General features: G+C 63.9%; 17 protein-coding genes. 10 read left to right on the plus strand and 7 right to left on the minus strand.

Going from position 1 to position 15,932, the window contains the following annotated elements:
- Window positions 1-8: 8 nt before the first annotated feature.
- Entirely contained in the window at window positions 9-716 is a 708-nt protein-coding gene (locus tag FJ980_RS24850; protein WP_181170695.1) for a transglycosylase domain-containing protein, read from the minus strand.
- Window positions 717-886: 170 nt separating this feature from the next.
- Here FJ980_RS24850 and FJ980_RS24855 point away from each other — a divergent pair, with 170 nt between their 5' ends.
- Together FJ980_RS24855 and FJ980_RS24860 are read left to right on the plus strand one after the other, a co-directional pair.
- Window positions 887-1,762: a polyprenyl synthetase family protein gene (locus FJ980_RS24855; protein ID WP_246676550.1), complete on the plus strand. Its 876-nt coding sequence runs from the start codon at window positions 887-889 to the stop codon at window positions 1,760-1,762.
- Between the two features lie 212 nt (window positions 1,763-1,974).
- Complete coding sequence (locus tag FJ980_RS24860) at window positions 1,975-2,193, plus strand: 4-oxalocrotonate tautomerase family protein (protein WP_140546357.1); 219 nt, start codon at window positions 1,975-1,977, stop codon at window positions 2,191-2,193.
- Window positions 2,194-2,269: 76 nt separating this feature from the next.
- Here FJ980_RS24860 and FJ980_RS24865 read toward each other — a convergent pair whose 3' ends face one another.
- Entirely contained in the window at window positions 2,270-3,244 is a 975-nt protein-coding gene (locus tag FJ980_RS24865; RefSeq protein ID WP_140546358.1) for an alpha/beta hydrolase, read from the minus strand.
- A gap of 244 nt (window positions 3,245-3,488) precedes the next feature.
- On the opposite strand from FJ980_RS24865, the gene FJ980_RS24870 reads away from it, so the two are divergent.
- A complete protein-coding gene (locus FJ980_RS24870) occupies window positions 3,489-4,061 on the plus strand; it encodes an HXXEE domain-containing protein (protein ID WP_140546359.1) in 573 nt (190 codons plus the stop codon).
- Window positions 4,062-4,078: 17 nt separating this feature from the next.
- On the opposite strand, the gene FJ980_RS24875 is transcribed toward FJ980_RS24870, so the two are convergent.
- Window positions 4,079-6,082 carry a PAS domain-containing sensor histidine kinase gene (locus FJ980_RS24875; RefSeq protein WP_140546360.1) on the minus strand — a complete coding sequence of 668 codons (2,004 nt, stop codon included), beginning with the start codon at window positions 6,080-6,082 and terminating at the stop codon, window positions 4,079-4,081.
- A 95-nt stretch (window positions 6,083-6,177) separates the two neighbouring features.
- Here FJ980_RS24875 and FJ980_RS24880 point away from each other — a divergent pair, with 95 nt between their 5' ends.
- On the plus strand, window positions 6,178-6,501 hold the full coding sequence (locus FJ980_RS24880; protein ID WP_140546361.1) for a hypothetical protein: 324 nt from the start codon (window positions 6,178-6,180) through the stop codon (window positions 6,499-6,501).
- Window positions 6,502-6,919: 418 nt separating this feature from the next.
- Complete coding sequence (locus FJ980_RS24885) at window positions 6,920-9,253, plus strand: response regulator (protein WP_140546362.1); 2,334 nt, start codon at window positions 6,920-6,922, stop codon at window positions 9,251-9,253.
- A gap of 233 nt (window positions 9,254-9,486) precedes the next feature.
- On the opposite strand, the gene FJ980_RS24895 is transcribed toward FJ980_RS24885, so the two are convergent.
- From FJ980_RS24895 to FJ980_RS24905, 3 genes are all read right to left on the minus strand, one after another.
- Window positions 9,487-10,347 (minus strand): lytic transglycosylase domain-containing protein, encoded by an 861-nt coding sequence (locus tag FJ980_RS24895; RefSeq protein ID WP_140546364.1) that lies wholly within the window; start codon window positions 10,345-10,347, stop codon window positions 9,487-9,489.
- Between the two features lie 4 nt (window positions 10,348-10,351).
- The gene (gene ispG, locus FJ980_RS24900; protein WP_140546365.1) at window positions 10,352-11,602 is read right to left on the minus strand and encodes a flavodoxin-dependent (E)-4-hydroxy-3-methylbut-2-enyl-diphosphate synthase; all 1,251 of its coding nucleotides are present in this window, start codon (window positions 11,600-11,602) and stop codon (window positions 10,352-10,354) included.
- 242 nt (window positions 11,603-11,844) lie between these two features.
- Window positions 11,845-12,024, minus strand: coding sequence for a YdcH family protein (locus tag FJ980_RS24905; RefSeq protein WP_140546366.1), 180 nt, complete (start codon window positions 12,022-12,024; stop codon window positions 11,845-11,847).
- A gap of 239 nt (window positions 12,025-12,263) precedes the next feature.
- Here FJ980_RS24905 and FJ980_RS24910 point away from each other — a divergent pair, with 239 nt between their 5' ends.
- The 3 genes from FJ980_RS24910 (at window position 12,264) to FJ980_RS24920 (ending at window position 14,290) form a co-directional block, all read left to right on the plus strand.
- Complete coding sequence (locus FJ980_RS24910) at window positions 12,264-12,467, plus strand: DUF465 domain-containing protein (RefSeq protein WP_040985243.1); 204 nt, start codon at window positions 12,264-12,266, stop codon at window positions 12,465-12,467.
- A 252-nt stretch (window positions 12,468-12,719) separates the two neighbouring features.
- Complete coding sequence (gene purE, locus FJ980_RS24915; protein ID WP_140546367.1) at window positions 12,720-13,217, plus strand: 5-(carboxyamino)imidazole ribonucleotide mutase; 498 nt, start codon at window positions 12,720-12,722, stop codon at window positions 13,215-13,217.
- Window positions 13,214-14,290, plus strand: a complete 1,077-nt coding sequence (locus tag FJ980_RS24920) for a 5-(carboxyamino)imidazole ribonucleotide synthase (protein ID WP_140546368.1) — start codon at window positions 13,214-13,216, stop codon at window positions 14,288-14,290. Before purE ends, FJ980_RS24920 begins: the two co-directional genes overlap by 4 nt.
- A 7-nt stretch (window positions 14,291-14,297) precedes the next feature.
- On the opposite strand, the gene FJ980_RS24925 is transcribed toward FJ980_RS24920, so the two are convergent.
- A complete protein-coding gene (locus FJ980_RS24925) occupies window positions 14,298-14,720 on the minus strand; it encodes a lysozyme inhibitor LprI family protein (RefSeq protein WP_140546369.1) in 423 nt (140 codons plus the stop codon).
- Window positions 14,721-14,963: 243 nt separating this feature from the next.
- Between FJ980_RS24925 and ykgO the strand changes: the two genes are divergently transcribed.
- Complete coding sequence (ykgO, locus tag FJ980_RS24930) at window positions 14,964-15,089, plus strand: type B 50S ribosomal protein L36 (RefSeq protein WP_006203764.1); 126 nt, start codon at window positions 14,964-14,966, stop codon at window positions 15,087-15,089.
- 128 nt (window positions 15,090-15,217) lie between these two features.
- Window positions 15,218-15,841, plus strand: a complete 624-nt coding sequence (locus FJ980_RS24935; RefSeq protein WP_140546370.1) for a hypothetical protein — start codon at window positions 15,218-15,220, stop codon at window positions 15,839-15,841.
- Window positions 15,842-15,932: the final 91 nt, after the last annotated feature.

Raw genomic sequence — 15,932 nt, forward strand, 5'->3', positions numbered from 1 at the left:
CGACACACCTAGTCAAGGCAGCCGACATAGGCGCCGGATCGGCTCGCGCGCCGCTCGATCAGCGAGGCCAGCCGCCGCAGGCCCGGCCCCGGCCTGGCGGGATTGCGCGCGATCGGGTTGGGCAGGCTGACGGCAAGCAGCGCCGCCTGCCTTCGCGACAATTGCTTGGCAGAGACGCCGAAATGATGCCGGGCGGCGGCCTCGATGCCGTAGATGCCCGGCCCCCATTCGGCGATGTTGAGATAGATTTCCATGATCCGCCGCTTCGACATCACAGCATCGAAATAGACGGCCAGGGGCAGCTCGACCACCTTGCGCACGCTGCCCAATGGCCGCGACCACAGAAAAAGGTTCTTCACCGTCTGCATGGTGATGGTGGAGGCGCCGCGCGTCGCCTCGCCGGCCAGCGCGTCGTCGACCACGCCGCGCAACTCGCCCAGATCGACGCCGCGATGAAAGCAGAACTGCCCGTCCTCCGACATGATCACCGAATGCGCCAGCACCGGCGCCACGTCATCGATCGACACCCAGCGCCGGTCGTAGCCGGAAAAAGTCACGAGGTCCTTCAGCATTAGCGTCGAGACCGGATGCACGAAGGGTGGCAGATAAAGGAAGGTGAGCACGACCGGTATGACCGCCAGCACGAGCGCCACGACCAGGCAACGCCGGCCAAGCCGCTTGAGACCGGCGCGGTTCAGGCGCCGACGTCGCGCCATGTCCAGCCCTTCGCTTTCATATTCGACGATCGGTTCCGTCAAGCCGTCCCACCCGTGCCTCGCCTCCTCCGGCATAAAGGCGCGAGCCTGCTTGCGCAATGTCTGAGTGTCGGCTACCGCTCCCGGCCATGGGCAAAGACGACCAGATCGCCTTCGAATCCGCGCTTTTCATGCGCGCCGCTTCGGTCGAGACCGAGCTGCGGCGGATCCTCGACACGCGTCCGCTCACCAGTGAGATCGTGCGGCCTGAGCGCCTCATGGCGGCCATGCGCCATGGCGTGCTCAATGGCGGCAAGCGGCTGCGGCCTTTTCTGGTCATGGAAAGTGCCGCGCTGTTTTCGGCCGAGAGCGAGGCGGCGCTGCGCGTCGCCGCGGCGTTGGAATGCGTGCATTGCTACTCGCTCATCCATGACGACCTGCCTTCCATGGATGACGACGATTTGAGGCGCGGCCAGCCGACGGTGCACAGGGCCTTCGACGAGGCGACCGCGATCCTCGCCGGCGACGCGTTGCTGACCTTGGCCTTCGACCTCGTCGCCGATGAAGCGACCGCGCTGCCGGCGGAGCGCCGCGCCACCCTGGTTCTCGCCCTTGCTCGTGCGGCCGGTGCCGGCGGCATGGTCGGTGGCCAGATGCTGGACCTGGAAGCCGCACGCGAACGGCCGGACGAGGCGGGCATCATCACGCTGCAGGCGATGAAGACCGGCGCGCTGATCCGCTTCGCCTGCGAGGCCGGCGCGATTGTCGCCGGCGCGCCTCCTGCCGACCGCGAACGGCTGGCGGAGTTCGGCTCGGCGATCGGCCTTGCCTTCCAGCTCGCCGACGACCTGCTCGACCTGACCGCCGACGCAAAGCAGATGGGCAAGGCGACGAACAAGGATGCGGCCGCCGGCAAGGCGACGCTCGCAGCACTGCACGGACCAGATTGGGCGCGCGGTCAGCTCCACGGCCTGATCGAACAGGCGCATGCGCTGCTCGAGCCCTACGGCGAAGCGGCTGAGCTGCTCAAGCAAGCGGCGACCTTCGTGGCGACGCGCAGCAACTGAACGGTGGCGCAGGCGGGCAGCCGTTGCCGAAGCCGACAACAGCTCCGATTGTTCGCTATATTCGAATACTGCTGTCGATGGCCGGGTGATTATCCGGCATCCGCAGCAGTCTATATCCGCTCCAGGACAACGAACGGACATCATCGGTCCGGTCGCTGACGCCTCACCGGCCCTCCATCCAGAGCCGTGAAATCCACCGGAAGGAACCTGGAATGCCCTTTGCCAACTTCAAGATGCCCGAGGCCGCCCTCACAAAAGCGCAGAAGGAAGACCTCGTCCACAAGACCACGCAGATGTTCGTCGACTATTTCGGCGAAGCTGTACGCCCCTACACCATGGTGCTGATCGAGGAAGTTCCCGACGGAGGCTATGGCCGCGCCGACGAGGTCTTCATTCTTCCCGACGCCTACCGGGCCGAGGATAGTGCCTGACTTGAACCGGGCGAGTCGCTTGCCGAGCGGCACGCCCAACTTTCCGTGTCGGAGCCGATACTCGCTTTCCCTTGGATCAGCCCCGGTTCGGCAAGCTCCGCAGGAAATCGATCATCGCGGCGTTGACCTCGTCCGGGCGCTCCTGCTGGGTCCAATGCCCGCAGCCGGGCAGCATCAGCGTATCGCGGATTTGCGGGACGAAGTTCCTGAGATTGGCCAACAGTTGATCCATGCCGGGGAAGGCGACCACAAGGTCACGGTCGCCCGCTGCGTAGAGAGCGGGAACCTTGATCCGCGCGCCGGCAAAGGGCGCCATCAGTTCCCAGTTGCGGTCGATGTTGCGGTACCAGTTGAGACCTCCGGCAAAGCCGGTGCGCTGGAACTCGCCGGCGTAGAAATCGCTGTCGCTTTCGCTGAGCCAGTGCGGCAGACTTGCAGGAACCTCGGCGGCTTGCAGGAGGCCTCCGCCGTGCGGGACCATGGCAATTCTGGCGCCGCCGTCCGAAGCGTCTCCCGACACCGCGTAAAGCATGGCGCGCACCGAGGCCCGCGGGTCCCGTTCCAGCTCCGCCTCGGCAATGCCGGGTTGCTGGAAATAGAGCTGGTAGAACTGGGACTCCGCCGTTCGCGGCATGAGGCTGGTCGGACGCGCATTGCCGCGCGACCGGAACGGCACGCTGAGGCCGACGACGGCATGGAAGCGGTCCGGCCGTAGCAGCGCGGCATGCCAGGCCACCACCGCACCCCAGTCGTGGCCGACGATGACGGAGCTGGGGGCCTCGAGGGCGTCGAGAAGACCCACCATGTCGCCGACCAGATGAAAGAGCGTGTATTGGTCGATCGCTTCCGGCCGATCGCTCTTGCCGTAGCCTCGCATGTCGGGGGCGATGGCGCGGAAGCCCGCCGCCGCGAGCGCGCCCAGCTGATGCCGCCAGGAATACCAGGATTCAGGGAAGCCATGGCACAAAAGCACCACCGGCCCTTCGCCCTGCTCCGCGACGTTGAGGCGGATGCCGTTGGTCTCAACTATCCGCTGTATAGGTTCGCTCACGGCCGCTTCTCATGCTCGCGTTCTACCTCTGATCAATGGCGAAAGGCCAGACGCCGCAACGGGTGGCCGAGCCAGCGGGGTGCCAAGTTTTGGAGGCGCGCATCTTCCATTGACTGTCTCAGGAGCGGTCGCGGCAGTCAATATCCGACATGGTCACGTAGCGCCACGGCGTCCACGCACTTGAATAGTTCTGGCGATGCGCGTCCATTCGTGCAGGATCGCTGACTGAGGACGCGGGGAACCAATGCTTAAGCTGCAAGCCTGGCTGGCCGATTATTGGGTCATCGGTGCGGGGTTCATGGCAGCATCGCTCATAGCGGCCGCGCCGGTCTTATCGCTTCCGCTGCCGGTGTTCCTGATCTTCCTGCACAGCCCGTTTTACATGGTCCATCAGGTCGAAGAGCACGCCGGCGACCGGTTCCGCAAATTCGCGAACGAAAATGTCTTCGGCGGCCGTGACGCCCTTACCGTCGCCTCGGTTCTCGTCATCAACCTGCCGTTTGTCTGGGGCATCAACCTGCTGGCTCTTTATGCGGCATTCCTGTGGGGACCCGCCTGGGGCCTGGTCGCCCCCTATGTCATGATCGTGAACGCGCTCGCGCACCTCGTCACATCGGCGCGGCTCGGCAAATACAATCCCGGCCTCGTCACCAGCGTCATTTTGTTTTTGCCGCTGAGCGTCGTCACGATCTGGATGATCGGCCGGACGGAAGGTCTTGTCCCGCAATTGATCGGCGCAGCTCTCGCGATCCTGCTTCACCTGGCGATCATTGTGGTCGTGGCCGCCCGATACCGCTCTCTCGTCGTCACCTCATAGCATCTGCGGCGACGTCATCAGTCTTGATCCCCGGCAAAACGGCCCTTTGTCCTCAACGGCACCACATTCGCGCTGGCCGGCTGTTCCGGCTCGGCGCTCTGCGCGGCGACTGCCATATCGGCCCGGGGCAGATAGATCGTCACCGTCGTGCCCTTGCCGACTTCGCTGTCAATCGTGACCGCGCCGCCGGACTGCTGCGCCAAACCGTAGACCTGGGCGAGGCCGAGACCTGTACCCTTCTCGGGCCCTTTGGTCGTGAAGAACGGTTCGAAAACCTGCGGAAGCACGTCTGCCGCAATGCCGATGCCTGTGTCGGTCACCCGCAACGCGACGAATTCACCTTGCAGGCCGGCTGCGTTGTCCTCGCTCGACAACAGCACGTTCTCCGCCGTTATCGTTACCAGGCCACCGTCTGGCATGGCGTCCCGCGCGTTGAAGGCAATGTTGACGAGACCAAGCTCCAGTTCGCCGGGGTCGACCTTGACTGGCCAGGTTTCGGGTCCGACAGCGGCGACCAACTTCACCGATTTGCGCATGGAGCCCGCTATCATTGCGCGGACGGCTTCCACTCGCTCTGCCAGCGAGACGACCTCGGCGCGGGCAGCCTGCTTGCGCGAGAAGGCCAGCAACTGGCGTGTCAATGCGGCGCCGCGCTGGAGCGCAAGTTCCACGGATTCGGTCGCCCGCTTCATTTCGGGATCGGCGCCGACTTTCTTGCCCAGGCGAACATAGCTTTCGACCACCGTCAGGAGGTTGTTGAAATCATGTACGATGCTGCCGGTCAGTTGGCCGAGCGCATCCATTTTCTGCGTATGAACGCGTTGCGCTTGCGCCTGCCGGAGTGCGATCTCCGCATCGCGTCGATCGGTGATGTCGCGCGTAATCTTGGCGAAACCAATCAGCTCTCCTCGCTCATCGCGGATCGGATCGATCACGACATTCGCCCAGAACAGCGTCCCGTCCTTACGGACGCGATGGCCCTCGGTCTCGAAGCGTCCATCCCGTGTTGCCGTATGGAGCGCGCGGCCAGGTAAACCGGCGGCGCGGTCGTGCTCCGTGTAAAACCGAGAGAAGTGCTGACCGATAATTTCTTCGGCCGTATAGCCCTTGATGCGCTCCGCGCCGGCGTTCCAACTGGTCACCAGCCCGTTGGGGTCAAGCATGAAGAGCGCATAGTCGGTCACGCCGCTCACCAGAAGGCGGAACTGGCGCTCGCTTTGGCGCAAGGCTTCGTGCGCCGCACGGCGTTCGGTGATGTCGCGCGTAACCTTGGCGAATCCTTCGAGCTGGCCTGCGTCGTTATGGATCGGGGTGACGACAACCGATGCCCAGAAACGGCTGCCATCCTTGCGTACGCGCCAACCCTCGCCTTCATATCGCCCGTTTTGCACGGCTGCTTCGAGGACCCGGAGCGGCGTGCCTTTTGCGCGTTCTTCACGGGTGTAGAATTTGGAAAAATGCTGGCCCACGATTTCCTCGGCAGCGTAGCCCTTCAGCCGCTCGGCGCCGGCGTTCCAATTGGTGACCATGCCGCTTGGATCGAGCATGTAGATGGCATAGTCGGTCACGCCGTCGACAAGGATGCGGAAGCGCCGCTCGCTCTGCAGCAGCGACTCATGCGCGGCGACGCGCTCCGTGATGTCTCGCGTGATCTTCGCGTAACCCAAAAGAACGCCGTTGCGGTCCAGTACCCGTTGAACAAGGCCGCTCGACCAGAACCTGGTTCCGTCCTTGCGCACCCGCCACCCTTCGGCCTCGTATCTTCCCTCCGCCTTTGCCGCGGCAAGCATCCTGCTCGGGACCCCATTCGCCTGATCTTCAACTGTGAAAAATCGGGAAAAATGCTGCCCCAGGACTTCCGAAGCCGCGTAGCCCTTTATCTTCTCGGCGCCGGCATTCCAGCTGGTGATGAGGCCATCTGCATCGAGGGTGTAGATCGCGTAGTCGGCGACAGCGTCGATGAAGAGCTCGAGGCGGCGGCTGTCGGAAAGGTGTTGCGCGTCGGCTGTGGTCGGTGGCATTGTCGAACCCGCGTTACGCTCGCATTAAGCAGTTCGTCCGGTGACACGTCCGCAACATAAGCGTGCCTATCCTGCATAGCAACGAGCTTGGACCAATGGCGACATATTCATCCGCTCTCGTAGCCAATCTCAGAAATCCGGGCCATCTGTACAGCTTTGCTCCGGAAAACGAGCCTGGAGATGACGAGGAAAATCCCGTCTCTCACGAACCCGGCTCTGCCGAGCACGACGAACTCCCGTATAGGGTCGAGTTGTGGAACGCCGCCAAGAATGGCGTCGAACAAGTCCTCGCCGTCACGGCAAATGCCAGTATCGGCTACGCTGCCTATTATGCAGCGACGCGTGAGCATCCGGATCGCTACGTCACCTTGCGGCACAAGAACAATTTCGTTTCGAGATGGAACGGCCCGACGAATTAGGCAGAGGCCTGTCTATGACACGGAGCGCCAATTCTTCCCGTTCGGCTGAAGCGCTGCCCTATCGTATCGAACTCTGGCGGGCCGACAGCCATGAGATCATCGAACGGGTCCTCGCACGCGCCGCTACGGCACAGCTTGCCCGCGCCATTTTTCAAGCCGCGAGAGACGAGCATCCTCGACGCCGGATCACGCTGCGCAAGGGAAACGGGATCCTCTCCGATACATCGGATTGACGATCTGCCGTCCGGTTTCGAGACGCTGTCCGGAAGTCCAGCGCGCTTACCCTGTCTGTCACGGACAGCGATACATCGCCTTTGTATCAGAAGCTGCGACAAGCCAGCCTCCCTCCAACGAAATCTTAATGTAAATCAAGCGTAATCCCGACCATTAAAATTGTGCGTATGTGTTGGGGTTGCGCATGCCGGAATATTCTTCCTTCCTCCGGTCGATCCGGATCCGCTACATTTCGGGATTGCTTGTCTTCGCGCTGGCTTCGGCCGCCGTCATGTTCGCGCTCAATCGTGTGAATTCATATCGCCACGAGGTCGATGCTCTCAGCGGCAATTTCGTCATCTTCGCCCGCGACCTGCGCAACGCCACCAATTTCGCCGAGACCACCGGCACCGCCTGGCGCAGCGAGACGCGCGATGCGTTGGCGACCGCCGCGCGCGGCCATTCCGAACGCCTGATGGGCGAGATCGGGATCCTGAACGCCCAACTCGCCGCGATCAGGCCGCGCCTGTCGAACAACACCGTCAACGCGCTGGACACCGCTTCGGTCAATGACGACCTGTTCTGGTCGGCGCGCGACATGGTGCGCAACTTCAACCTGATGGCGGTCGCCCAGAAAGTCGACGAGTGGAGCTACCGCGAGATCCGCAACCAGAACGACCTTTTCGCCCAGCCGATGCTGGTAAAGGTGCGCACCGCGCTCGACGAGGAGCGCCGCCTTGCCGATGCTTCCAGCGACCGGCTCCTCCTGTGGGCGAGCGGCCTGCTGTTTGCCGTGCTCGCCATCGCGGCGTTTCTGATCTTCCGGCCGATGGAGAATGCGATCCGCCGCGCCTTCGCCGAGACCGCCGCATCTTTGTTCAAGGCAGAGGCCGCCGACCGCGCCAAATCCGAATTCCTCGCCAATATGAGCCATGAGATCCGCACGCCGATGAACGGCGTGCTCGGCATGGCCGAGTTGCTTGCCAAGACGGAGCTGACGCCGCGCCAAAAGACCTTCACCGACGTCATCGTCAAATCCGGCAACGCGCTGCTCACCATCATCAACGACATCCTCGATTTCTCGAAGATCAATGCCGGCCAGCTGACGCTCGACCCCGCCCCTTTCCGCCTGGCGGAGGCGGTCGAGGATGTGGCGACGCTGGTGTCGGCGCGCGTTGCCGAAAAGAACCTCGAGCTCATCGTGCGCGTCGACCCGCGCCTGCCGGCCTTCGTCGTCGGCGACGCAGGGCGCTTCCGCCAGATCGTCACCAACCTGCTCGGCAACGCCGTGAAGTTCACCGAGAAGGGCCATGTCCTGATCGATGTCGGCGGCGATGTCGTCGACGGTGTGGTTCAGCTCAAGGTCCGCGTCGAGGACACCGGCATCGGCATCCCGGCCGAAAAACTGCAAAGTGTGTTTGAGAAATTCGCCCAGGTCGACGGCTCCTCGACCCGCCGCCATGAAGGCACCGGGCTTGGCTTGGCGATCGCGGCTCGTCTCGTCGACCTGATGGGCGGCAAGATCGGCGTCGAAAGCGAGATCGGCCGCGGCTCCGTGTTCTGGTTCGCCGTGCCGCTGCCGGCGCATAGCCAGCAGGCGCGCGACGAGCTGGTGCCGGTCGATGTCACCGGCGCCCGTGTGCTGGTCATCGACGACAATCCGGTCAACCGCGAGATCCTGCTGGAGCAGCTGAGAAGCTGGAGCTTCGACTGCGCGGCCGCCGAAAGCGGCGCGGTCGGCCTCGCCTTCCTCGACCGCGCCTGCCAGCTCGGCGCCTCGGTCGACTGCATCATCCTCGATTACCAGATGCCCGGCATGAACGGCGCCGATGTCGCCAGAGCCATCGCCGCCGACAGCCGCCTCTCCTCCATCCCCGTCGTGCTGCTCACCTCGGTAGACCAGGTCGATTTCGGCAGAATGGTGATCGATTTCGGCATCGTCGCGCATCTCACCAAGCCGGCGCGTTCGGCGGTGCTGCTGGGCACCGTGATCGCCGCCATCCAGAAGGCGCGCACGCAAGGCGCCAAGGCGCATTTCGTGCGCGAGCCGGCCGCGGCCCAGGCGGCCCCGCCGGCCTTCACCGTCATCCGCGGCCCGGCCGTTCCGGTCCCGGCAGCGCCGGAATCGACCGCCGCGCCGAGCGGCCCGATCGACATTCTGATCGCCGAGGACAATGACGTGAACCAGCTGGTCTTCGGCCAGATCCTTAACGGCTTCGGTCTCAGCTACCGCATCGCCGGCAATGGCCGCACCGCTGTCGAGATGTACCGCTCGTTGCGCCCGCGCCTGGTGCTGATGGACGTCTCCATGCCGGAGATGAACGGTTATGAGGCGACCCGCGCCATCCGCGCCATCGAAGTGCAGAACGGCGATCACACGCCGATCATCGGCGTCACCGCGCATGCGCTCAAGGGCGACCGTGAAAAATGCATCGAGGCAGGCATGGACGATTATCTGCCGAAACCGGTCTCGCCCGACCGCCTCGGCGCCAAGATCGGCACCTGGCTCAGCGAGACGGTGGCGGCGAAGACGGCTTAAGCGTCAGGTAGCGTCTGGCCGCCACCGCCGAGTTCCTTCGCGCCCCCCTCTGTCCTGCCGGACATCTCCCCCACTTGGGGGGAGATCGGATGCCGCGCCGGATTTCGCCAATCACGAACGTTGCAGGACGAGTGCTGTCGGCGAAGCTGCCAATCTCCCCCAAGTGGGGGAGATGTCCGGCAGGACAGAGGGGGGCGCTGTCCCGTCAGCACGTCCAACTTCGTGGTACCCAGTCATCGGTTGCGCAACACCACGCAGGCGCCGCCGACGCTTTGCAGCTTGTCGCAGATACCGTTGGCCTCGCCGCGCGAGTCGGCGCCGATTCTGACCGCGTAGATGCCGCGCCGGCCGATCGGCGTGCGAACCCGGCTCACCACCGGATCACGGCTGGCGAGCAAGGCCGGGAACCGGCCCCTGACCCGCAGCCATTGGCCTATCGCCGCCGAGCGGCGGAAATTGCCCGCCACCTGCACGCCCCACGGCTTCACGTTGATCGAGGCCATGGCGACGGTCCGCGACATGATCACCGGCAGCCTGCGGCAGGCAACCGCGAAGCTCATCTTCGGGTCGAGCGGCTGGACGGTGCCGGCATAGGACTTGTCTGAGAACTTGTCGACCGGCTCGCCCATGACGTCGAAGACATAGCTTTCCGTCTCCATTGGCAGGAAGCCGCCCGAGCTCAGCCAGCGCGACACGCGGTTTTCGCCGGCATTGTAGGCCGCGGCCGCCAGCCCGAGATTGCCGTAGCTGACCTTCATCTCGGCAAGATATTTCGCCGAGGCCGGGATGGCCTGCCCGATGTCGAAGGGATCGGCGAGCCCGCGCATCTTGGCGGTGCCCGGCATGAATTGCGCGATGCCTTCGGCGCCGACCGGGCTCACCGCGCCCGGATCGAAGCGGCTCTCCTTCCAGATCAGCCGGGCGAAGAAATCCTTGGGTAGGCCGTTCTGTTGGGCCTGGGTCTCGATCAGATCGCAGACGCGCGAAATCAGGCGCTTGGCGGCCGACTTCGACTGCGGCGGATCGGCGAATGCGTGAGCCGCCGGGATCAGCACGAAAAACAAGAGCAGCGTTGCCTTTAGGAAACGCCGCATCGGTTCATTCCGCGGCGGCTTTGCCGTGTCCGTACCGCTGCTCGATATAGTCGCTGACCATCTTCTCGAAATCCTGCGCGATCGAGGGGCCGCGCAGCGTCGCAGCCTTCTTGCCGTCGATGAAGACAGGCGCCGTCGGCGTCTCGCCGGTGCCGGGCAGCGATATGCCGATATCGGCGTGCTTGGATTCGCCGGGGCCGTTGACGATGCAGCCCATCACCGCGACCTTGAGGTTCTCGACGCCGGGATACTTCTCGCGCCACACCGGCATGTTCTTGCGGATATCGGCCTGGATGCTCTGGGCAAGTTCCTGGAACACGGTGGATGTGGTACGGCCGCATCCGGGGCAGGCCGCGACGATCGGCACGAACTGCCGGAAGCCCATGGTCTGCAGAAGCTCTTGCGATACCTGCACCTCGCGGGTGCGGTCGCCATTCGGCTCCGGCGTCAGCGAGATGCGGATCGTGTCGCCGACGCCCTGCTGCAAGAGGATGCCCATCGCGGCGGAAGAGGCGACGATGCCCTTGGTGCCCATGCCGGCTTCGGTGAGGCCCAGATGCAGCGCATGGTCGGAGCGGGTGGCAAGCTCGGTGTAGACGGCGATCAGGTCCTGCACGCCGCTGACCTTGGCCGACAGGATGATCCTGTCGCGGCCAAGCCCGATCTCTTCCGCCATCTCGGCCGACAGGATCGCCGACTGCACAATCGCCTCGCGCGTGACTTCCTGCGCGGTGAGCGGCGAGCCCTTCGCCTGGTTGTCGTCCATCAGCCGGGTCAAAAGCTCCTGGTCGAGCGATCCCCAATTGACGCCGATGCGTACCGGCTTGTCATATCTGATCGCCATCTCGACGATCGCGGCGAACTGGCGGTCCTTCTTGTCCTTGAAGCCGACATTGCCGGGATTGATGCGGTATTTGGCCAGCGCTTCGGCGCAGGCCGGATGATCGGCGAGCAGCTTGTGCCCAATATAGTGGAAGTCGCCGACCAGCGGCACGTCGATGCCGAGCCGCAACAGCCGCTCATGGATGCGCGGAACCGCCGCCGCGCTCTCGTCGCGGTCGACCGTGATGCGCACGATCTCCGAGCCGGCACGATGCAGCGCCGCGACCTGGGCGACGGTCTGGTCGACATCGGCGGTGTCGGTGTTGGTCATCGATTGCACGACGACCGGTGCGCCGCCGCCGACCATCACGCCGCCGACCGATACGCCGACCGACCGGCGACGCGGGAAGGGAGAAGAAAAATATCCGGTCATGCCGGCCGCCTTCATCTGGGAGTTTCGGCATGAGGTGGCGGAGCAAAGATGGCTTGTCAATGGCAAGCGGCGTGCCAGCCTGCAAATCGGCTGGAGCCATGCGAAAAATAACAGCCCGGCCGACAGCAAGATTTGCGGCCGAGTTCTCCGGCGATTTCAGTTAAAAAACACCATACCGGTGGCATTTCTTGCCACCGGAAGTTTCACCGCGGCGGGTTGCGATGATGGTGCCTGGAAGAGCTTCAGTGTGTCGTTGGGCCAGCCTTCAGCTTTTCAATCTCGTCCTTGATTGCCAGCTTGCGTCGCTTGAGATTCACGATTTCGAGGTCGTCGACCGAAGGATGGTTCATCGCATCGGTGAGCTCGCGCTCGATGTCACCGTGTTTCCGCTGCAACTCATCAAGATGGGATGCAAGAGACATGAATGGTTCTCCCTTTCATGGTTTCCTCGATTGCAGCCGTCGCAGGGGCCTCCACCGCAGGTTGCGACTGTGACGGCACCATGACAGTTTGCCACCAACCGATCTCGATGTCGAATGCCACGTGGTAGCATTCCACGACAAAGTGAAATGTGGTAAGGGCTGCCCGCCGGTCACAAACCCGCAAGTCACGGCCCCGCCCAAACAGCCCGATTGGGCGATGCATACGCAGACGGTAGATAATGTCCGAACAGGAACAGGCTGAAATACGCCTCGAATATTCCCGGCTCAAACAAGAACACGCCGATTTCGACGCCGCCATCAACGCGATGATCGCCACCGGCTGCGACCCGCTTCAGATCCAGCGCATGAAGAAGAAGAAGCTGATGCTGAAAGACCGGCTATCGGCGCTTGAAGACCGCATCATTCCCGACATCATCGCGTAGGGCAATTCCGAAAAGCGTGAGCGGTTACGCTCGGCGACGTCGCCGTAGCCTCTCGTTTGGAATTGCGTCAAAACAAAGCGATTGAGCGGTTCGCCGTTTCCGTGAAACGGTGAAACGCTCCAGAGCCGAATGCAGGATCGCGCTCACGAGGCCACGGACCGTGCCGGCAGCGAAGCGGCGGCCATTGCGACAATCCTTGCGGCCCTTGGCGAATTCCGCTAAGGCGCGCCTTTGCCGCCGCGGAGCCACACCTTGACCGATCAGCGTGCCGACGTCGCCATCATCATGGGCAGCCAGTCCGACTGGGCGACGATGCGCCAGGCGGCGGAAACGCTGGAGGCGCTGGGCATCCCGCACAAGCGGCTGATCGTCTCCGCGCACCGGACCCCCGACCGCCTCTATGAGTTCGCCAAGGGTGCCAAGGCGGCCGGTTACAAGGTGATTATCGCCGGCGCCGGCGGCGCGGCGCATCTGCCCGGCATGACGGCGGCGATGACGCCTCTGCCGGTGTTCGGCGTTCCGGTCGAATCCAAGGCGCTTTCGGGCCAGGATTCGCTTCTCTCCATCGTGCAGATGCCGGCCGGCATCCCCGTCGGCACTTTGGCGATCGGCAAGGCGGGCGCCGCCAATGCAGCGCTGCTCGCAGCGGCGGTGCTGGCGCTGAACGATGATAAGCTCGCCGCCCGGCTCGATGACTGGCGCTCGGCGCAGACCGCCAAGGTCGCCGCCGAGCCGACGGACGCGCCGTGAGCCTGACGCCGGGATCGACCATCGGCATCATCGGCGGCGGCCAGCTTGGCCGCATGCTGGCGATGGCCGCGGCGCGCCTCGGTTATCGCATCGTCGTGTTGGAGCCCCAGCCCGACTGCCCGGCCGCCCAGGTCGCCAACCGGCAGATCGTCGCCGCCTACGACGATCCGGCAGCGCTTGCCGAACTCGCCGGCACCAGCGCCGTCGTCACCTACGAATTCGAGAACGTCCCGGTCGCCGCCGCCGAAACGCTGGCGGCAACGGTCCCGGTCTATCCGCCGGCCCGCGCGCTCGAAATCGCGCAGGATCGCGTGACCGAAAAGAATTTCCTCAATGGCATCGGCATCCCGACGGCGGAGTTCTGTCCGGTCGACAATGACGATCAGCTGACCGAGGCCCTCAAAACGTTCAACGGCAGCGGCGTGCTCAAGACCCGCCGCATGGGCTATGACGGCAAGGGCCAGCGCGTCCTCCGCGACATGCAGACGGCCGGCTTTGCCGGCACCTGCGAGGCGATGGGCAATGTACCGCTGATCCTGGAATCGCTCGTCGCTTTCGAGCGCGAGATTTCGGTGATCGCCGCGCGTGGCCTCGACGGAAGTATCGCCGTCTTCGATCCGGCCGAAAACATCCACCGCGAGGGCATATTGCGCAGCTCCACTTTGCCGGCGGTCATCCGTCCGGAAACGGCAGCCGCCGCCAAGGATGCCGCTTCAAAAATCCTTTCCGCGCTCGGCTGTGTCGGCGTCATCGGCGTCGAGTTTTTCGTGCTGGCCGACGGCGCGCTTCTGGCCAACGAGCTGGCGCCGCGCGTGCACAATTCCGGCCACTGGACGGAGGCCGCCTGCGTCGTCTCGCAGTTCGAGCAGCATATCCGCGCCGTCGCCGGCCTGCCGCTGGGTTCGCCCGCCAGGCATTTTGACTGCGTGATGGAAAACCTGATCGGCGACGACATGCTGAAAGTGCCGGCGCTGCTGGCTGAGCCCGATCTGATGCTGCATCTCTACGGCAAGGCCGAGTCGCGCCCCGGCCGCAAGATGGGCCATTTTATACGCCTCGTCAGGCCCCGATAACCATCGCTTACTGCATGTCCTGGTCGTCGTCCCCCTCTGGGCCGGCGCAGCTCGGATCGCTCAGCTTGCAGTTGGCGTCGGATGTCAACTGCTTGATGCGTTCATTGGTCAGCGTCGTCAGGCACTGCGAAACCTCCATCGGATGGATGGAGCCGCCCTCGCTGTCGGCAGTCGAATAGGCGCATTCGGCGTCGCGAAAGGCGATCCAGGCGCGTTGCGCCGTCTGCAGCAGCTTGTTCGAGGCCTGATCGTTGCTGCCGACGATGTTCTTATAGGCGGCATTGAGCTTGGCATCGGCCGCCTGATAGTCGGCATCGGCGCAGATATTCAGCATCGACTGGCTGTCGTCATTGCGGTCGCAGTCCTCGGCAAAGGCTGCCGGGGCTGTCGCGAGCAGGGCAAGACAGGCAGGCAAAAGCAGGCGGCGCATGTGCAATCTCCGGTCGTTTCGGCGAGACCGCACCATCCCAGCCGCCCTTGAGTCGCGCAATGCCGTGCTGCCGGATGGCGAATATTTGATCTGCCGGCCCACTTGTGGCATTCGGGGCACGCGCACGTGGTTGACACGGGCAAGGCACCTCGTTTATGAGCCACGCAAGTTCAAAGGCGCGCTTTTTCCGGGCGCGCCTTTAAAATTCGGCCCTGGACGGGCCCTGACCGAACAGGCAAGACCATGAAGATCAAGAATTCGCTCAAGGCGCTCAAGGCGCGTCACCGCGACAACCAGCTGGTTCGCCGCAAGGGACGCATCTACATCATCAACAAGACAGCTCCGCGCTACAAGGCGCGCCAGGGCTGAGACTTGAGCGCAGCTAGCTGTCGCTTGCTGCGCGGCGTCCCCGCCGCGCTGGTGTCGAATGCCGGTTCGCCGGCCCTCTCACGCTAAAATCACTTTGACGATCCGCCGTCCGGGACTAGATTCCGGCGATGCGGATTCGTTTTGCATTTCTCGCCGCCCTTTTGCTCTCCGGCACGGCTTTGCCTGCAGGGGCAGAAACGGTGCCAGGCGCGCTGCCGCCAGATGCCGCGCCACCGCCCGCCGCCACGCCGCCGCCGGCCGCTCCGACCAGGCAGGGCCGCCTCGACCAGCTCTTCGCCGAGTTGAAGCGCGAGCGCAATGAAAAGGCTGCCGAGCGCATCGCCGGCCGCATCTGGAACGAGTGGAACCAGTCGGGCAGCGCCTCGATCGACCTGATGATGCAATGGGCGCAAAAGGCGACGGAAGACCAGAAATTCGACGTCGCCCTCGACTTCCTCGACCAGGTCGTGACTTTGCAGCCCGACTATGCCGAAGGCTGGAACCGCCGCGCCACGGTCCATTTCATGATGAAGAATTACGGGAAGTCGATGGCCGACATCGACCGTACCCTGGAGCTCGAGCCGCGCCATTTCGGCGCGCTCTCGGGCCTCGCCCAGATCATGGCCGAGACCGGCCACAAGCAGTCGGCGCTGGAGGCCTGGCAAAAGGTGCTGGCGATCTACCCGATGATGCGCAGCGCCCAGAACCAGGTATCGACGCTCTCGGAAGAGCTGACCGGCGAGGGGATTTAGGCAGTAGGAATTGGGCAGTAGGCAATAGGAAAGAGAGCAACCCACTGCCTACTGCCTACTGCCTACTGCCTACTGCCCTACTGCCCTACTC

This window comes from Mesorhizobium sp. B1-1-5 (assembly GCF_006443065.1).
Lineage (GTDB): Bacteria > Pseudomonadota > Alphaproteobacteria > Rhizobiales > Rhizobiaceae > Mesorhizobium.

Coding starts and splice junctions, on each gene's coding strand:
- FJ980_RS24880 (WP_140546361.1), top strand. CDS start 6,178: ATGGCGACATATTCATCCGCTCTCGTAGCCAATCTCAGAAATCCGGGC.
- FJ980_RS24925 (WP_140546369.1), bottom strand. CDS start 14,720: ATGCGCCGCCTGCTTTTGCCTGCCTGTCTTGCCCTGCTCGCGACAGCC.
- ykgO (WP_006203764.1), top strand. CDS start 14,964: ATGAAGATCAAGAATTCGCTCAAGGCGCTCAAGGCGCGTCACCGCGAC.
- FJ980_RS24910 (WP_040985243.1), top strand. CDS start 12,264: ATGTCCGAACAGGAACAGGCTGAAATACGCCTCGAATATTCCCGGCTC.
- FJ980_RS24905 (WP_140546366.1), bottom strand. CDS start 12,024: ATGTCTCTTGCATCCCATCTTGATGAGTTGCAGCGGAAACACGGTGAC.
- FJ980_RS24935 (WP_140546370.1), top strand. CDS start 15,218: ATGCGGATTCGTTTTGCATTTCTCGCCGCCCTTTTGCTCTCCGGCACG.
- ispG (WP_140546365.1), bottom strand. CDS start 11,602: ATGACCGGATATTTTTCTTCTCCCTTCCCGCGTCGCCGGTCGGTCGGC.
- FJ980_RS24885 (WP_140546362.1), top strand. CDS start 6,920: ATGCCGGAATATTCTTCCTTCCTCCGGTCGATCCGGATCCGCTACATT.
- FJ980_RS24850 (WP_181170695.1), bottom strand. CDS start 716: ATGGCGCGACGTCGGCGCCTGAACCGCGCCGGTCTCAAGCGGCTTGGC.
- FJ980_RS24870 (WP_140546359.1), top strand. CDS start 3,489: ATGCTTAAGCTGCAAGCCTGGCTGGCCGATTATTGGGTCATCGGTGCG.
- FJ980_RS24895 (WP_140546364.1), bottom strand. CDS start 10,347: ATGCGGCGTTTCCTAAAGGCAACGCTGCTCTTGTTTTTCGTGCTGATC.
- FJ980_RS24860 (WP_140546357.1), top strand. CDS start 1,975: ATGCCCTTTGCCAACTTCAAGATGCCCGAGGCCGCCCTCACAAAAGCG.
- FJ980_RS24855 (WP_246676550.1), top strand. CDS start 887: ATGCGCGCCGCTTCGGTCGAGACCGAGCTGCGGCGGATCCTCGACACG.
- FJ980_RS24875 (WP_140546360.1), bottom strand. CDS start 6,082: ATGCCACCGACCACAGCCGACGCGCAACACCTTTCCGACAGCCGCCGC.